Annotated in this window: 14 protein-coding genes; 6 read left to right on the forward strand and 8 right to left on the reverse strand. The window is 71.1% G+C overall.

Annotated elements, in window-relative coordinates; all coding sequences use genetic code 11:
• Genes hisB through hisD form a run of 3 tightly spaced genes read right to left on the reverse strand, consistent with a single transcriptional unit; the run spans position 1 to position 3,022 of the window.
• Positions 1 to 594 carry an imidazoleglycerol-phosphate dehydratase HisB gene (gene hisB, locus ACWD35_RS14710; RefSeq protein WP_451351576.1) on the reverse strand — a complete coding sequence of 198 codons (594 nt, stop codon included), beginning with the start codon at positions 592 to 594 and terminating at the stop codon, positions 1 to 3.
• Positions 591 to 1,700, reverse strand: a complete 1,110-nt coding sequence (locus ACWD35_RS14715) for a histidinol-phosphate transaminase (RefSeq protein WP_451351577.1) — start codon at positions 1,698 to 1,700, stop codon at positions 591 to 593. Before ACWD35_RS14715 ends, hisB begins: the two co-directional genes overlap by 4 nt.
• Positions 1,697 to 3,022: a histidinol dehydrogenase gene (hisD, locus tag ACWD35_RS14720; RefSeq protein WP_451351578.1), complete on the reverse strand. Its 1,326-nt coding sequence runs from the start codon at positions 3,020 to 3,022 to the stop codon at positions 1,697 to 1,699. The genes ACWD35_RS14715 and hisD overlap by 4 nt, the downstream gene beginning before the upstream one ends.
• Before the next feature lie 215 nt (positions 3,023 to 3,237).
• Between hisD and ACWD35_RS14725 the strand changes: the two genes are divergently transcribed.
• The 4 genes from ACWD35_RS14725 to ybaK all read left to right on the forward strand — a co-directional run bounded on the left by ACWD35_RS14725 (position 3,238) and on the right by ybaK (position 7,334).
• Positions 3,238 to 4,815: an oxidoreductase gene (locus tag ACWD35_RS14725; RefSeq protein ID WP_451351579.1), complete on the forward strand. Its 1,578-nt coding sequence runs from the start codon at positions 3,238 to 3,240 to the stop codon at positions 4,813 to 4,815.
• A 179-nt stretch (positions 4,816 to 4,994) separates the two neighbouring features.
• Entirely contained in the window at positions 4,995 to 6,062 is a 1,068-nt protein-coding gene (locus ACWD35_RS14730) for a hypothetical protein (protein ID WP_451351580.1), read from the forward strand.
• 11 nt (positions 6,063 to 6,073) lie between these two features.
• A complete protein-coding gene (locus ACWD35_RS14735; RefSeq protein ID WP_451351581.1) occupies positions 6,074 to 6,814 on the forward strand; it encodes an LON peptidase substrate-binding domain-containing protein in 741 nt (246 codons plus the stop codon).
• A 22-nt stretch (positions 6,815 to 6,836) separates the two neighbouring features.
• Positions 6,837 to 7,334 (forward strand): Cys-tRNA(Pro) deacylase, encoded by a 498-nt coding sequence (gene ybaK, locus ACWD35_RS14740; RefSeq protein ID WP_451351582.1) that lies wholly within the window; start codon positions 6,837 to 6,839, stop codon positions 7,332 to 7,334.
• Between the two features lie 45 nt (positions 7,335 to 7,379).
• Here ybaK and ACWD35_RS14745 read toward each other — a convergent pair whose 3' ends face one another.
• The 4 genes from ACWD35_RS14745 to ACWD35_RS14760 form a co-directional block, all read right to left on the reverse strand.
• Positions 7,380 to 8,003: an AAA family ATPase gene (locus ACWD35_RS14745; protein ID WP_451351583.1), complete on the reverse strand. Its 624-nt coding sequence runs from the start codon at positions 8,001 to 8,003 to the stop codon at positions 7,380 to 7,382.
• A gap of 34 nt (positions 8,004 to 8,037) precedes the next feature.
• Positions 8,038 to 8,859, reverse strand: coding sequence for an ABC transporter permease (locus tag ACWD35_RS14750; RefSeq protein WP_451351584.1), 822 nt, complete (start codon positions 8,857 to 8,859; stop codon positions 8,038 to 8,040).
• A 100-nt stretch (positions 8,860 to 8,959) separates the two neighbouring features.
• Positions 8,960 to 9,973, reverse strand: coding sequence for an ABC transporter ATP-binding protein (locus ACWD35_RS14755; RefSeq protein WP_451351585.1), 1,014 nt, complete (start codon positions 9,971 to 9,973; stop codon positions 8,960 to 8,962).
• 85 nt (positions 9,974 to 10,058) lie between these two features.
• Positions 10,059 to 11,282, reverse strand: a complete 1,224-nt coding sequence (locus ACWD35_RS14760) for an NYN domain-containing protein (protein ID WP_451351586.1) — start codon at positions 11,280 to 11,282, stop codon at positions 10,059 to 10,061.
• A 224-nt stretch (positions 11,283 to 11,506) separates the two neighbouring features.
• Here ACWD35_RS14760 and ACWD35_RS14765 point away from each other — a divergent pair, with 224 nt between their 5' ends.
• A complete protein-coding gene (locus ACWD35_RS14765; protein ID WP_451351587.1) occupies positions 11,507 to 11,686 on the forward strand; it encodes a hypothetical protein in 180 nt (59 codons plus the stop codon).
• A gap of 89 nt (positions 11,687 to 11,775) precedes the next feature.
• Here ACWD35_RS14765 and dnaE read toward each other — a convergent pair whose 3' ends face one another.
• Positions 11,776 to 15,315 (reverse strand): DNA polymerase III subunit alpha, encoded by a 3,540-nt coding sequence (gene dnaE, locus ACWD35_RS14770; RefSeq protein ID WP_451351588.1) that lies wholly within the window; start codon positions 15,313 to 15,315, stop codon positions 11,776 to 11,778.
• Between the two features lie 169 nt (positions 15,316 to 15,484).
• Between dnaE and ACWD35_RS14775 the strand changes: the two genes are divergently transcribed.
• Positions 15,485 to 16,810 carry a DUF2252 domain-containing protein gene (locus tag ACWD35_RS14775; RefSeq protein ID WP_451351589.1) on the forward strand — a complete coding sequence of 442 codons (1,326 nt, stop codon included), beginning with the start codon at positions 15,485 to 15,487 and terminating at the stop codon, positions 16,808 to 16,810.
• Positions 16,811 to 16,820: the final 10 nt, after the last annotated feature.

Below are 16,820 nucleotides of genomic sequence, written 5' to 3' on the forward strand. Positions count from 1 at the left end.
TTACAGGGCGCCCTTCGTCGACGGGAGGATGCCGGCGGCGCGCGGGTCGCGCTCGCTGGCGTAACGCAGCGCTCGCGCGAGCGCCTTGAACTGGCATTCCACGATGTGGTGGGCGTTGCGCCCGTACGGCACGTGCACGTGCAGCGCGATCTGGGCCTGGGCCACGAAGGACTCCAGGATGTGCCGGGTCATCGTGGTGTCGTACTCGCCGATCATCGGCGCCATGTTCTCGGGCTCGGTGTGCACGAGGTAGGGGCGGCCGGACAGGTCGACGGTGACCTGGGCGAGGGACTCGTCCAGCGGGACCGTGCAGTTGCCGAATCGATAAATCCCCACCTTGTCGCCGAGCGCCTGCTTGAAGGCGGCACCGAGCGCGAGGGCGGTGTCCTCGATGGTGTGGTGGGAGTCGATGTGCAGGTCGCCGTCGGTCTTCACGGTCAGGTCGAACAGGCCGTGCCGGCCGAGCTGGTCGAGCATGTGGTCGTAGAAGCCGACGCCCGTCGCGATGTCGGTCTGCCCGGTGCCGTCGAGATCGATCTCGACCAGGACCGAGGTCTCCTTGGTCGTCCGCTCCACGCGTCCTACGCGGTTCATGCCTCAAGCTCCTTCTTGACTTCACGTACCGCGTCGAGGAACGCGTCGTTCTCTTCGGGGGTTCCGGCGGACACCCGCAGCCAGCCCGGCACGCCGTTGTCCCGGACCAGGACGCCCCGGTCGAGGATCTTCTGCCAGACCTCGTGGGCGTCGGCGAACCGGCCGAACTGCACGAAGTTCGCGTCGGACTCCGTGACGTCGTAGCCGATGGCGCGCAGCGAGCCGACCAGCCGGTCGCGCTCCGACTTCAGCTGCTCGACGTACTTGAGCAGCGTGTCGGTGTGCTCCAGCGCGGCCAGGGCGGTCGCCTGGGTGATCGCCGACAGGTGGTACGGCAGCCGTACGAGCTGGACGGCGTCCACGACCGCGGGGTGCGCGGCGAGGTAGCCGAGGCGCAGGCCGGCCGCGCCGAAGGCCTTCGACATCGTCCGGGAGACGACGAGGTGCGGGCGGCCCTCCAGCAGCGGCAGCAGCGAGGCGCCGTGGCTGAACTCGACGTAGGCCTCGTCCACGACCACCAAGGACGGCTTGGCCGCCTGCGCCGCGTCGTACAGCGCGAGGACCGTCTCCGGCGGGACCGCGTTGCCGGTGGGGTTGTTGGGGGTGGTGATGAAGACGACGTCCGGCTTGTGCTCGGCGATCGCCTGCTCGGCCGCGGCGAGGTCGATCGTGAAGTCCTCGCTGCGCGGACCGGAGATCCAGCCCGTGCCCGTGCCGCGCGCGATGAGCGCGTGCATCGAGTACGACGGCTCGAAGCCGATGGCGCTGCGGCCGGGTCCGCCGAAGGTCTGCAGCAGCTGCTGGATGACCTCGTTGGAGCCGTTGGCGGCCCACACGTTCTCGATGCCGAGGGGGTACTTGCCGGTCTTCGTCAGGTACTTGGCCAGCTCGGTGCGCAGCTGGACCGCGTCCCGGTCGGGGTAGCGGTTCAGGTCGCGGGCGGCCTCACGCACCCGCTCCGTGATCCGCTCGACCAGCGGCTCGGGCAGCGGGTAGGGGTTCTCGTTGGTGTTCAGCCGTACGGGGACGTCCAGCTGCGGCGCGCCGTAGGGGGACTTGCCGCGCAGCTCGTCCCGTACGGGGAGATCATCGATTCCGAAGCTCACTTGCTCTCAGGCACCTTCCAGCCGAACCTCGCCTTGATCGCCGCGCCGTGCGCGGGCAGGTCCTCCGCCTCCGCCAGCGTCACCACGTGGTGCGCGACCTCGGCCAGCGCGTCCTTCGTGTAGTCGACGATGTGGATGCCGCGCAGGAAGGACTGGACGGACAGGCCCGAGGAGTGGCAGGCACAGCCGCCGGTGGGCAGGACGTGGTTGGACCCGGCCGCGTAGTCGCCGAGCGAGACGGGGGCCCAGGGGCCGATGAAGATCGCGCCCGCGTTGCGGACCCGGTCGGCCACCGCGGCGGCGTCGGCGGTCTGGATCTCCAGGTGCTCGGCGCCGTACGCGTCGACGACCCTGAGGCCCTCCTCGATGCCGTCCACGAGGACGATCGCGGACTGCTTGCCGGCCAGGGCCGGGCGGACCCGGTCCTCGATGTGCTTGGTGGCCGCGACCTGCGGCTCCAGCTCCTTCGCCACCGTTTCCGCCAGCTCGACGGAGTCGGTGACCAGCACGGCCGCCGCGAGCGGGTCGTGCTCGGCCTGGCTGATCAGGTCCGCGGCGATGTGCACCGGATCGGCGGTGTCGTCCGCGAGGACCGCGATCTCGGTCGGGCCGGCCTCGGTGTCGATGCCGATCCTGCCGGTGAAGTAGCGCTTGGCGGCGGCGACCCAGATGTTGCCGGGGCCGGTGACCATGTTGGCCGGGGCACAGGACTCGGTGCCGTACGCGAACATCGCGACGGCGGTGGCGCCGCCCACGGCGTAGACCTCGTCCACGCCGAGCAGGGCGCAGGCGGCGAGGATCGTCGGGTGCGGCAGCCCGTCGAACTCGGCCTGCGGCGGGGAGGCGAGCGCGATGGACTCGACGCCGGCCTCCTGGGCCGGGACCGCGTTCATGATCACGGAGGAGGGGTAGACCGAGCGACCGCCGGGCGCGTACAGACCGACACGCTCGACCGGCACCCACTTCTCGGTCACCGAGCCGCCGGGCACGACCTGGGTGGTGTGCGTGGTCCGGCGCTGCGCGCGGTGGACGAGGCGGGCGCGGCGGATGGACTCCTCCAGGGCGGCGCGCACCTCCGGGTCGAGGCCGGCCAGCGCGTCGGCGAGCGCCTGGGCCGGGACACGGACGGATTCCAGCCGTACTCCGTCGAATTTCTCCGCGAAGTCGATCAGTGCCGCGTCGCCACGATGATGCACGGCCTCGCAGATCGGACGCACCTTCTCCAGGGCGGCCTGAACGTCGAAGTCGGCTCGGGGCAGCAGGTCGCGCAGAGCGGGGCCCTCGGGAAGGGCGTCGCCGCGCAGATCGATTCGGGAGATCACAGGCTCAATTCTCTCAGACCGGCGTCACGAGCCGTCCGCGCGTATCAATGGCTGATACAGACCGTGGACCGTCTGCCGGTGCATAGCCTGGCCGGAACCCGCAGGTCCGCCCTCACATCCGGTGTTCCAGGCGTCACTCAGCGGGCATGAACGGCTTTGCGAAAAACACGAGAGACACGAAAGACACGGGAAGCAGGAAGGGAGAAGAAACAGCGGTGACCGAGGGGGCCGGCATCCTCACCGGGGACCTGCCGGACGACCTGACCGCGGCCGAGGCGGGCATGTGGCAGGCGTTCCGCAACGGCAGCGTGTACGACCTGAGCAGCGGCGACGCCGTCGTGGACGACCCGCACGGCGGGCATCCCTGGGGACCCGAGCGGAGCGTACGGGCGCGCATCATCTGCTGGCTGCTGCTGGACGGACCGCCCGCGCTGGCCGGCCGGGTGTCCTCGCTGAAGCTGGTCGGCGTGCGGATCACGGGCACACTGAACCTGGCGGGCGGCACCGTCGCGCCGTACGTGGAGCTGCGCGGCTGCCGCTTCGACCACGAGATCCTGATACCGGAGGCCCGCTTCTCGACGGTGCGCCTGGTGGACTGCGCGGTACCGCGCCTGGAGGCCGCCCGGGTGCACACCGAGGGCGATCTGCACCTGCCGCGCTGCCGCTTCCAGAACGGGCTCCGGCTGACCGACGCGCACATCGGCACCGATCTGCTGCTCAACCAGGCGGTGGTGTACCGGGACCGCAGCGGCCGGTCCATCGCGGCGGACGGCATGAGCGTCGGCCAGGACCTCCAGGCGGAGATGCTGGAGTCGCACGGCGAGCTGAGCCTGCGCGGCGCCAAGGTCGGCGTGTCGCTGAGCCTGCGCGGCGCGCAGCTCGCCAACCCGTACGCCCGCCTCGCGCTCAACGCTCCCCAGCTCACGGTGGAGCGCACCCTGTACCTGACCCCGGCCGGCGTGGGCAGCCCGCTGCTGAGCGGCACGACGCCCGCGCGCGGGACGCGCATCCAGCGCTTCGAGTGCCGGGGCGGGATGCGGCTGGACGACGGGCGGTTCGGGGACGCGGTCGACCTGGAGCGGGCCCGGTTCGACCTCACCGACGACCAGGAGGTGTCCCTGCGCCGGCTGCAGACACCGGAGCTGCGCTTCCTCAGCGACGAGCCGGCGCGCGGCAGGGTGGTGCTCTCCGGTGCGCGGGTCGTCAACCTGGTGGACAGCGCGGGCAGCTGGCCGGGCCCCGGGCACCTGCAGATGCGCGGTTTCACGTACGAGAACCTGGTCCCGCAGGGCCCGTTCCCGCTGGCCCGGCGGCTGGAGTGGGTGGCGGCGGCCACCCCCGAGTACAACCCGGAGCCGTACGAGCGGCTGGCCGCGGTGCTGCGCGCCGCCGGGGAGGACGAGGACGCGCGCGAGGTGCTGCTCGCCAAGCAGCGGCGGCGCCGCGAAACCCTGCCGGTGGCCGCCAAGCTCTGGGGCTACATCCAGGACTGGGCGGTGGCCTACGGCTACCGGCCGGGCCGGGCCGCGGTGTGGATGGCGGTCCTGTGGGCGGCGGGCACGCTCGCCTTCGCGCATGCCGGCCATCCACCGATGAACCCTGGCGGGCACCCGGTCTGGAGCCCGGCCCTGTTCGCGCTGGACCTGCTGCTGCCGGTGATCGACCTGGGCCAGGCCGGCCAGTGGCAGCTGCACGGCGCCTGGCAGTGGCTGGCCACGATGATGATCCTGCTGGGCTGGATCCTGGCGACGACGGTGGCGACGGGGGCGACGCGGCTGCTGCGGCGGAACTGACGCGGCGGTTGGTGCGCAGCTGACGCGGCAGACAGCAGGGCCTGCTGAGCAGCAGGTCACGCAGGCAGGCGCACCACAAGGACGGAAGAGTCACCTTTTACCTGGCTTTGACCGCCCGCCGTACAACCTTCCATGACTTGCCCGGACCCTCTGGCGCGCCCCGGACCTGCGGTCTTTCAATGGTGCGCACCATGGCTTCGCTGCCCTCGTTCATCCGCTCCGCGTGGATGGCAAAACGCTCCTGTCCCCTCGCCGCCCGGCCACCGGCCGAGGACGAGGTGGTGCTCGACGCGCCCGACGACCGGCTCTCGCCCGCGCTGGTCGCGGCCGGCCGGCGCGAGTACGGCACCGCCGCCGCGCTGCTGGCCGCCACGCGCACGGCGGCCGAGTGGGAGCACCGCGACCGGTACACCCGGCGCCTCGCCGCCTTCGCCCGCTCCCGCCCCGAGTGGTACGAGGAGTGGCGCGCGGCGGCCGACCCGGACGACCCCGACGCCCTGCTGGTCGCGGCCCAGCTGGCGGTGGAACGCGCCTGGCCCTCGCCCGCCCGGGCCGAACTGCTGCGCGAGGTGAGCCCGCTCATCACGGCCGCCGCCCGCGCCCTCGACCGCGACCCGGTGCCCTGGCGGATCGCCCTGGACCACGCGCGCGGCTCCCGGGCCGGGCACCGGTACTTCGAGGAGCTGTGGGAGGCGGCGGTCCGGCGCGCCCCGCACCACTACGGCTGCCATGTGGCCGCCCTGCACTACCTGGCCGCCTCCTGGCACGGCTCGCACCGCGAGTGCTTCGACTTCGCCGACCGGGCCGCGCAGGACGCCCCGGCCGACTCGCTCGTACAGGCGCTGCCCGCGCGTGCGGCCTTCGGCTATCTGACGGACGACTGCGGTCCCGAGGTGCCCCGCGCCCGGCTGGACGCGGCGGCCGACCGGGGGATCGCGCTGTCCGCCCGGCTCCCGGCGGCCGACCCCTGGCCCGCCGAGGTCCGCAACAAGCTGCTGTACGTCCTCGTCCGGCTGGAGCGCTGGGCGGACGCCCGCGCCCAGCTGCGCCTGATCGGCCCGTACGCGACCTCCTTCCCCTGGGACCGGGTCTCCGAGGACCCGCTGGGCCTCTTCCTGCGGCTGCGCGAGAACCTGCTGACGACGGCTGCGCGCACCGCCCCGGCAGGGCTGCTTCCGGCGTCCTCGTGGCCCGGGACCCGGCCTGGGATGGAGCACGGCGACCGCGCCCGTGCCGGTGACCATTAGGCTGGGGCGCCGTGACCACCGTCCGTCTCCCTCTCTTCCCGCTGAACTCGGTGCTGTTCCCGGGGCTCGTGCTGCCGCTGAACGTGTTCGAGGAGCGTTATCGCGCCATGATGCGCGACCTGCTCAAGACGCCCGAGGACGAGCCGCGCCGGTTCGCCGTCGTGGCGATCCGCGACGGCCACGAAGTGGCACCGAGCGCCCCCGGCATGCCCGACCCGACCGCACAGCTCGAGCGGGGCCCGGCCGCGGGCTTCGGCCCCGATCCGCTCAAGTCCTTCCACGCGGTGGGCTGCGTGGCGGACGCGGCGACGATCCGGGAGCAGGAAAGCGGCACCTTCGAGGTGCTGGCGACGGGCACGACCCGTGTCCGCCTGCTGTCCGTGGACGCGTCCGGCCCCTACCTCACGGCCGAGCTGGAGGAGCTTCCGGAGGAGCCCGGCGACGAGGCGGGCGCGCTGGCCGAGGGGGTGCTGCGCTCCTTCCGCCAGTACCAGAAGCGCCTGGCGGGCGCCCGGGAGCGGTCGCTGTCGTCGGCTGCGGAGCTGCCGGACGAGCCGAGCGTGGTGTCGTACCTGGTGGCCGCGGCGATGGTGCACGACACCCCGACCAAGCAACGCCTTCTCCAGGCGCCGGACACCTCGTCCCGCCTCCGGGACGAGCTGAATCTCCTCCGCGCCGAGACGGCCATCATCCGCAACCTGCCGTCGCTGCCCGCGTTCGAGCTGACGCGCATGCCGACAAGTCTGAACTGAGGGAACCGAGGCCCGCACCGCCATGGCGAAGAAGTCGAAGAAGCAGTCCGGCAGCACGCCGGCCACTATGGCCCTGACGACAGCGGGGGTGGACTTCACGGTCCATGCCTACGACCACGATCCCGCCCACCCCTCCTACGGCGACGAGGCGGCCGAGGCGATGGGCGTCTCCCCCGACCGGGTCTTCAAGACCCTGGTGGCCGATGTGGACGGCGCCCTGGTGGTCGGCGTGGTCCCGGTCGCCGGCACCCTGGACCTGAAGGCCCTCGCGGCGGCGGTGGGCGGCAAGCGCGCCACCATGGCCGACCCGACCCTCGCGGAACGGACGACCGGCTACGTCCGGGGCGGCATCTCCCCTCTGGGCCAGCGCAAGAAGCTCCGCACGGTCCTGGACGACTCGGCGGAGACACACACGACGATCTGCGTGTCGGCGGGGCGGAGGGGGCTGGAGGTGGAACTGGCCCCGACCGACCTGGCGAAGCTGACGGAGGCGGTACTGGCCCCGATCGGCCGCGGCTGAGAGGGAAGCGCCTCCCAGCCGCGAGCAAGCCCACCCGGCCGGCGGTTACTGCACTTCAGGATCCCGAGGCCCGAACAACGCGGTCAGCCCCAGGTGCAACAGCAGCGCGGCGAACGGCCAGGCCAGCAGCGCGCCCTTCGCGTTCAGCTTCAGCGGCGCCGAGAACGTAACCCCCTTGCCCACAGCCTTCGCATGCGCGAGCACGTCGGACTCGGGCCCGAGCCACACCCCCAGCCGCCAGGCCAGCACCGACGCGAGCAGCCCGCCCACGCCCAGCGCCACGGTCAGCGGCACACCCCCGCGCCGCCGCAGCAGGAACACCACGACCGCGCTGACCACACCGAAGGCCAGCCCGAGCAGCGTGAACGTGCCGTCGACGCCGATGGCCTGTTCCCCCTCGGTGTCCTTGAGGTAGACGACCCAGCTCTTGTCGACCTGGTCCCCGACCAGCGGTATGTGCGGCGCGAGCCACCACCACAGCAGTCCGAGCAGCACCCCGCCCAGCGCCACCGCGATCGTGATCACGGCGGCCTCACGCACTTCTGTCTTCATCCCGGGGCCGTCCTGTCCGTACAGGCCCACGCCCGGCCCGGCGGGCGGCGGCGCCTGCCAGAGCTGGTGCGGGGAGTGGTCATGCGGCGGCGGTGGCGGAGTCAGCGGTGCGGTCACCCTGACATCGTGCCAGGTCGCGCTGTGGGCCGCGTCACCGGACGGCGGCCCTGCGGTACGCCCACGCCGCCACGGCCAGCGAGACCACCCCGACACCCGCGCACACTCCCAGGTCAACGAGGACGACGGCCCAGTCGGGGTGGGCGCCGAACGTACGGGCGTAGGCCTCCACACCGTAGGTGGACGGCAGCAGATCCCGCGCCAGCCGCACGAGCTCCGGCATCCGGTCGGAGGGCAGCACGCCGAGCAGCAGCGCGGCGGACATGCCGAGCTGCCCGAGCAGCGTGGCCAGCTCCGCCCGGGGCGCGAGCAGCCCGCAGGCCGCGCCGAGCCCGGAGAGCGCGGCTCCGGCGAGCGGGATCACCGCCAGCAGGATCCACAGGTTGGTCAGCGGCAGCCCGAACAGCAGGCACCCGAAGACGGCCGTCACCAGGGTCCCGGGGACCGTGAAGGAGGCGTACGCAGCCGCGGCTCCCAGCACCACCGCGGCGGGCGGCACCGGCAGCGTGGCGTAGTGGTCGAGCCCGCCGCTGGCCCGCAGCTGCCCGAAGTACTGGGCGAGCAGGTTCAGCGCGACGTAGGCCACGACCAGCACGGACGAGCCCGCCACGACGGACTGGGCCTCGCTGCCGGAATCGACGACGCCGCGCATCATCACGGTGATGCCGGTGGACTGGAAGGTCGCCACGAACAGCAGCGGGATCCGCGCCACCCGGGCACGGGAGAGCTGTGCGCGGTAGACGGCCGCCAGTGACGGCCACAGCCGCGCGGGCGGCCCGAGTTCGGCCGCGCCAGGTGCCTGCTTCGGCACGGTCCGGGAACCCCCCGGCAGAACCTCCGCGGGTACGACACTCACGACGAGCTGCTCCTCTTCCCGACGGCGGCCCACCCGCCGTTCCCCGAGGCCCCCCACAGGAACCCCCTCAGGGACCATACGCGTCCGGCGCGTCCGGCGCTCATGCCTTCACCAGCCCCTGCCGGGCCGCGCCGCCGAGCGCCAGGTAGACGTCCTCCAGGCTGGGCGTGGCGAGCGTGAAGTCGTCCAGGGCGGCGAAGGCGGCACCGCCGGTCACCGTGGCGACGGCGGCGCGGGCCTCCTCGGGCGCGAGCCGCAGGGTCCAGCGCCGGCCGGATTCCACCGCGCGCTCCCGCAGCACGGCCACCTCGGGCACCTCCAGCGGCGCCCGCTCCCGCCACACCAGCTCGACCCGTACCTCGCCGGAGACCTGTTCCTTCAGCCCGGACGGGGTGTCGCAGGCGATGACCCGGCCCTCGTCGATGACGGCGACCCGGTCCAGGACCGTCTCGGCCTCGATGACGTTGTGGGTGACGAGCAGCACGGTCGTACCGCGCTCGGCCCGGCGCCGGTCCACGGCCGCCCAGACGGCGCGGCGGGCCACCGGGTCCATGCCGGTGGTCGGCTCGTCCAGTACGAGCAGGGGCCGCTCCCCGACGAGGACCGCGGCGAAGCAGGCGAGCCGCCGCTGCCCTCCGGACAGCTTCTTCAGCGCCCGCCCGGCGATGGGGGTGAGCCCGAGTTCGTCCAGCACGGCGTCCCGCTCGGCGCGCGCCTGCCGTACGTCCAGCCCGCGCAGGCGTCCGGTGGTCTCGACGGCGAGCGCGACGGTCAGCTCGTCCAGCGCGGAGGACTCCTGTCCGAGATAGGCGAGGATCCGCGCGGCCCGCTCCGGGTGCCGGACGATGTCGTGCCCGAGGATCTCCACGCTTCCGGCGTCCGGCCTGAGCAGCCCGGTGAGCTGCCGTACGAGGGTGGACTTGCCGGCGCCGTTGGGCCCGAGGAGTCCGAAGATCTCCCCGCGCCGCACGTCCAGCTCCACGCCGTCGGTGGCCCGCACCTCGGGCGTGCCCGGCGCCCCGCGCCGCCCCTTCACGGCCGGGTAGGTCTTCCGGAGCCCGCGCACACGGACGACCTCGTCCTGCCGAAATGCCTGTCCCGCGCGCGTACTCACAAGGCACGAGACTACGGGGTCGCCCCCCTTCGCTCGCCTTTGGGGCCAGTTCTCACGGGGCGTCCCGGCGCACCGCGGACCGGGCTCACTCCCCGGCGGGCGCGTGCTCCGCTGCCGCCGGTACGTCGATCTCACGCCAGAAGCCCGCCCGGATGGCGTAGCGGTCGTGCTCGTCGATCTGGTCGTCCTTGTGGGCGAGCAGCCCGAAGCGGGCGGCGTAGCGCAGCAGCTCGCCGTCGATGCGGTGCGGGATGCGCGGGTAGAGCGTGGACAGCCGCTGGAGATGGCTCTGGTCGCCGAGCCGGGACATCCACCGGCGGGCGAAGACCTGCCCCACCTCGTACGGGTCGCCGCCGACCGTGGTGATGTCCTCCTCCCGGTCGGCCCAGCGCTGCTCGGCGGTGGTCAGCTGGGCCAGCGTCGGCATGCCCGCGACCTCGGGCGGTTCGGCGGCCACGCCCGGCCGGTCCACCCAGCCCTTGTCGGAGGACCAGCGCAGCGTCGCGGAGGCCGGGTGCTGCACGGCCTGCGCGCCGGGCGCGCGCAGCGCGGCGAGGTCCTTGGGGGTGGGGACGCCCTTGGCGCTCGGCACCCGCTCCTGCGCGCCGTTCTGCGCCACGGGGGCCGCCGGCGGGTGGTGGTGGGCGGTGTCCTCGGCGGGCCGCTCGGCCGACCCGAGCGAGGACTCGGGCAGCGGCGCGGAGAGGATCGCGGCGATCTCGGGGCGGGGCTCGGGAGGTGGTGCGCAGACCCCGGTCAGCTCCTTGGCGCGGACGGCCTGGGTGATCCAGGCCCGGTCCAGCACCCGCCGCTCGTCCGCCTCGGCGACCAGGTCCTCGGACTGGTTGTAGTCGCCGTCGGCGGCCTGTACGGCCCACAGGTGGACGGCGACGCCGTGCTCCTTGGCGGCCATCATGCCGGGCAGCAGGTCACCGTCGCCGGTGACGAGGACGACGTCGGAGCAGGCGCGGTTGCGGGCCAGCTCGGTCAGCTCGGCGTGCATGGCCGCGTCCACACCCTTCTGCGCCCAGCGTCCGTCGCTGCGGGTCAGGGCGCCGAGCCGGACGGTGACCCGGGGCATCACGCGCAGCCGCCGGTGCTCCGGCTGGGGGACTCGGTCGGGGGCGCCGTCGAACCAGTAGATGCGCAGCAGGGGGCGCTCGGTCTCCGACTCGGCGCGCACGCGCAGCGCCTGGATGAGCGCGGAGTGGTCGACGGTGATGCGGGACCTCGAGGGCTCACCGGCGAGGAGGCTGGCGGCTGCGCCGAGCAGATATCCGGCGTCCACCAGGACGATGCAGCGGTCCACGCGACTCACCCACTTCCCGGGAGGCTTTGCTTCGGACTTCCTTCGAGTCTGCCCGACCACGCGGGGGTTAACGGCCCGAACTCGATCTTCGGCGTGGCGTTTGCGGGATTCCGCCGCCACCCACCTTGTCACGTACGGTAATTATCCGACATGCGCTTGATATCAGCGTATGTGAATCTGGTCGTGGCCCTGGCCCCTAGATCCCCCACAGGAGGCAGATCACCATGGCCAAGAACAAGAACCGCAAGCAGGGCAGCCAGCAGCAGCGCGCTTCGCAGGCCGAGCAGGCCCAGGAGCACGCGCAGCGTTCGTCGACGGAGGCGCACGACTCGCCTGTGTCGCACATCCAGGGCAGCCCCGCGGATGTTGCTCGTAAGCAGCAGAAGCGCTTCGGCCACAACTAAAGGGCAGTTGAAGCCCAGGCACACAGAAGGGGCGCACCCGCTGCGGGTGCGCCCCTTCTGACCTTGTCGGCCCCTCGTGGTTCCCCGGCTCAGCCCGCCAGGCAGGACGGTCCGAGCAGCACCTTCAGGTCGCCGAACAGGGCCGGGTCGGGCTTGACCCGGTGCCGGTCGAGGCGCAGCACGGTGGTCTTGCGCGGGCCCTGGAGCTTGATGCGGACCTCGCTGTCGCCCTTGTGGTGGCTGAGGATCTCACCGAGGCGGCTGACCATCGGCGGGGTGACCTTGACGGCCGGGATGGTGAGGATCACCGGCGCGTTGGTGCCCGCGTTGGACAGGTCCGGGACCATCAGCTCCATGGCGACGAGCCGCGGCACGTCCTCACGCTTGTCGAGGCGGCCCTTGACGAACACCACGGCGTCCTCGACCAGTTGGGTCGAGATCAGCTGGTAGGTCGCCGGGAAGAACATGCACTCGATGGAGCCCGCGAGGTCCTCCACGGTGGCGATCGCCCAGGCGTTGCCCTGCTTGGTCATCTTGCGCTGCAGGCCGGAGATGATGCCGCCGATGGTGACGACCGCGCCGTCCGCGTGCTCACCTCCGGTGAGCTGGGCGATGCCCGCGTCCGCCTTGTCGGACAGCACGTGTTCCAGGCCGAAGAGCGGGTGGTCGGAGACGTACAGGCCGAGCATCTCCCGCTCCTGGGCGAGCAGGTAGGTCTTGTCCCACTCGTCGTCGGTGAACTGCACGTCGAGTCCGAAGCCGGGCTCGCTGCTGGTCTCCTCGCCCATGCCGCCGAAGAGGTCGAACTGGCCCTCGGCCTCCTTGCGCTTGACCGCGACCACGTTGTCGATCATCGAGTCGAAGTGCGCGGTGAGGCCCTTGCGGGTGTGCCCCATGGAGTCGAAGGCGCCGGCCTTGATCAGCGATTCCGTGGTCCGCTTGTTGCAGACCACCGCCTCGACCTTGTCGAGGTAGTCGGGGAAGGAGGCGTACTTCCCCTTGGCCTTGCGGCTCTTGATGATCGACTCGACGACGTTCGTACCGACGTTGCGGACCGCGGACAGGCCGAAGAGGATCACGTCGTCGCCCTGGGCGGCGAAGTTCGCCTCGGACTCGTTGACGTTCGGCGGGAGCACCCTGATGCCCATGCGGCGGCATTCGTTGAGGTAGATCGCCGACTTGTCCTTGTCGTCCTTGACGGAGGTGAGCAGACCGGCCATGTACTCGGCCGGGTAGTTCGCCTTGAGGTACGCGGTCCAGTACGACACGAGGCCGTACGCGGCCGAGTGCGCCTTGTTGAACGCGTAGCCGGCGAACGGGACCAGCACGTCCCACAGGGCCTGGATGGCCTCGTCGCTGTAGCCGTTCTTCTGGGCGCCGGCCTGGAAGATGGTGAAGTTCTTCGCCAGTTCGTCGGGCTTCTTCTTGCCCATCACGCGGCGGAGGATGTCGGCCTCGCCGAGCGAGTAGCCCGCGATGATCTGGGCGGCCTTCTGCACCTGCTCCTGGTAGACGATCAAGCCGTAGGTGACCGCCAGGACCTCTTCGAGGGGCTCCTCCAACTCCTTGTGGATCGGCGTGATCTCCTGGAGCTTGTTCTTGCGCAGGGCGTAGTTGGTGTGCGAGTCCATGCCCATGGGGCCCGGGCGGTACAACGCCGACACGGCGGAGATGTCTTCGAAGTTGTCCGGCTTCATCAGACGCAGCAGCGAGCGCATGGGGCCGCCGTCGAACTGGAAGACGCCGAGGGTGTCGCCGCGCTGGAGCAGTTCGAAGGTCGTCGGGTCGTCGAGCGGGAGGCCCAGGAGGTCGATGTCGACCCCCTTGTTGGCCTTCACCATCTTGACGGCGTCGTCCATGATCGTGAGGTTGCGCAGGCCCAGGAAGTCCATCTTCAGCAGGCCGAGCGACTCACAGCTCGGGTAGTCCCACTGCGTGATGGTGACGTTGTCGGTGTGCCTCACCCAGACCGGGACATGCTCGGTGATGGTCTCACTGGACATGATCACGCCGGCCGCGTGCACGCCCATCTGCCGGACCAGGCCCTCGACGCCCTTGGCGGTGTCGATGACCTTCTTCACGTCGGGTTCGTTCTCGTACATCCCCCGGATCTCGCCCGCCTCGTTGTAGCGCGGGTGCGAGGGGTTGGTGATGCCGTCCAGGTCGATGCCCTTGCCGAGGACGTCGGCGGGCATGGCCTTGGTGAGCCGGTCGCCCATCGCGTACGGGTAGCCCAGCACGCGCGCGGAGTCCTTGATCGCGTTCTTGGCCTTGATCTTGCCGTACGTGCCGATCATGGCGACCTTGTCGGCGCCGTACTTCTCCGTCACGTACCGGATGACCTCGACGCGCCGACGCTCGTCGAAGTCGATGTCGACGTCGGGCATGGAGACACGTTCGGGGTTGAGGAACCGCTCGAAGATCAGGCCGTGCGGGATCGGGTCGAGGTCGGTGATGCCCATGGCGTAGGCGACGATCGAACCGGCCGCGGAGCCTCGGCCGGGGCCGACCGCGATGCCGTTGTTCTTGGCCCACATGATGAAGTCGGCGACCACGAGGAAGTAGCCCGGGAACCCCATCTGGATGATGACGTCCATCTCGTACTCGGCCTGCTTCTGGCGGTCCTCGGGGATGCCGCCGGGGAAGCGGCGCTCCATGCCGCGGCGGACCTCCTCCTTGAACCAGGTGACCTCGGTGTAGCCCTCGGGGATGTCGAACTTCGGCATGAGGTTCTTGGCCTCGAACATGCCGGTGGTGTCCACCATCTCGGCGACGAGGAGCGTGTTGGCGCAGCCCTCCTGCCAGGCGTCCGAGGAGTCGATGGCGTACATCTCGTCCGTGGACTTCAGGTAGTAGCCGGTGCCGTCGAACTTGAAGCGGTCCGGGTCGGAGAGGTTCTTGCCGGTCTGGATGCACAGCAGGGCGTCGTGGGCGCCGGCCTCGTGCGCGTACGTGTAGTGCGAGTCGTTGGTGACCAGCGGCGGGATGCCGAGCTTCTTGCCGATCTCCAGGAGGCCGTCGCGGACCCGGTGCTCGATTTCGATGCCGTGGTCCATCAGCTCCAGGAAGTAGCGGTCCTTGCCGAAGATGTCCTGGTAGTCGGCGGCGGCCCTGAGGGCCTCGTCGAACTGACCGAGGCGCAGCCGGGTCTGCACCTCGCCGGAGGGGCAGCCGGTGGAGGCGACGATCCCCTCGGACCACTGGGAGATCGTCTCTTTGTCCATCCGGGGCCACTTCTGCAGCCAGCCCTCGGCGTAGGCGTCGGAGGAGAGCCGGAAGATGTTGTGCAGCCCCGTCTTGTTGGTGGCCCACATCGTCTTGTGGGTGTAACCGCCCGAACCGGAGACGTCGTCCCGCTTCTGGTGCGGCTGGCCCCACTGGATCTTGCGCTTGTTGCGCCGGGACTCGGGGGCGACATACGCCTCGATCCCGATGATCGGGGTGATTCCGGCCTTCTGCGCAGTGTGGAAGAAGTCGTACGCGCCATGGAGGTTGCCGTGGTCGGACATGGCGATGTGTGTCATGCCCATCTCATTGCAGGCGTTGAACATGTCCTTGAGCCGCGCGGCACCGTCCAGCAGCGAGTACTGGGTGTGGACGTGCAGGTGCGTGAACGGCGGCTTTGACACGGTATGGCCTCCACTGGAAACACTGGGCGACGGGCTGCGGACAGTTTGGGGGACAGCGTCGAAGTCTATGCCCCGGCACTGACACTCGCGGGGCACTCACACGTACCTTCGTGCGTTGGAGACGGCAGAAACGCTGTCGTACACGTCTTGCACCAGGAGGCACCCCGCGATGTCGGTATCCCAGCTCAGCGACGAGCAGCGCGGCGAGGAGATCCTCGCCGTCTTCGACACCGCCTTCGGCCGGCTCCTGGCCGCCGACCCGGCCGCGTTTCGCGTGAAGTTCCGGAAGATGGCGGCCTCGGCCTTCGCGTTCTACCGGGGCACGGCGGGCCTCTTCTACCACGACCTGGACGCCGAGAAGCGCGGTGGTCCCTTTCTGGACGACCGCACCTCGCGCGTGTGGATCCACGGCGACCTGCACGCGGAGAACTTCGGCACGTACCTGGACTCCAACGGCCGCCTGGTCTTCAACGTCAACGACTTCGACGAGGCCTACATCGGCCCCTTCACCTGGGACGTCAAGCGGTTCTCGGCGTCCATCGCGCTCATCGGCTACGCGAAGGCGCTCAGCGACGAGCAGATCACCGAGCTGGTGACGGTCTACGCCGCGGCCTACCGCGAGCGCATCCACGCCCTGGCCACGGGCGCCAAGCGCGACGAGGTGCCGCCGTTCACCCTGGACACCGCCGAGGGGCCGCTGCTGGGCGCCCTGCGCGCCGCCCGTTCGCTGACCCGCTTCGAGCTGCTGGACTCGATGACGGAGATCCGTGACTTCGAGCGCCGCTTCGCGCCGGGCGGCGGCTCCATCGAGCTGGACGCGGCCACCCGGTACAAGGTCCTGGCCGCCTTCGACGGCTACCTGGAGACCCTGCCGGACTCCTCCCTGGCCCGCCCGGACTCCTACCGCGTGAAGGACGTCGTGGGCCGCCGGGGCATCGGCATCGGCTCGGCGGGCCTGCCGTCGTACAACATCCTCCTGGAGGGCCACAGCGACGCCCTGGAGAACGACGTCGTGATCTACATGAAGCAGGCCCAGACCCCGGCCGTCTCCCGGCACATCACGGACCCGGCGATCGCGGAGTACTTCCGGCACGAGGGCCACCGCACGGTGATCTCGCAGCGCGCCCTCCAGGCGCACGCCGACCCGTGGCTGGGCTGGACCGAGCTGGACGGCACCGGCCAGCTGGTCGCGGAGGTCTCGCCGTACGCCGTCGACCTGGACTGGGGCGACATCGACGACCCGGAGGAGATCGCGGCCGTCGTCGCCGACCTGGGCCGGGCCACCGCCACCATGCACGCGGCGGCGGACGACACCTCCGGCGAGTCGCTGGTGCCGTTCTCCACCGAGCGGGCCATCGACGCGGCGCTCGCGGCCGACGAGGAGGGCTTCGCGCCCCTCCTGGTGGACTTCGCGCACAGCTACGGCGCACGCGCGCGTGCCGACCACCAGATCTTCGTCGACCTGTTCCGCAACGGCCGGATCCCGGGGCTGTAGGCCCTTCCGG

Source organism: Streptomyces sp. NPDC002671, assembly GCF_053592475.1.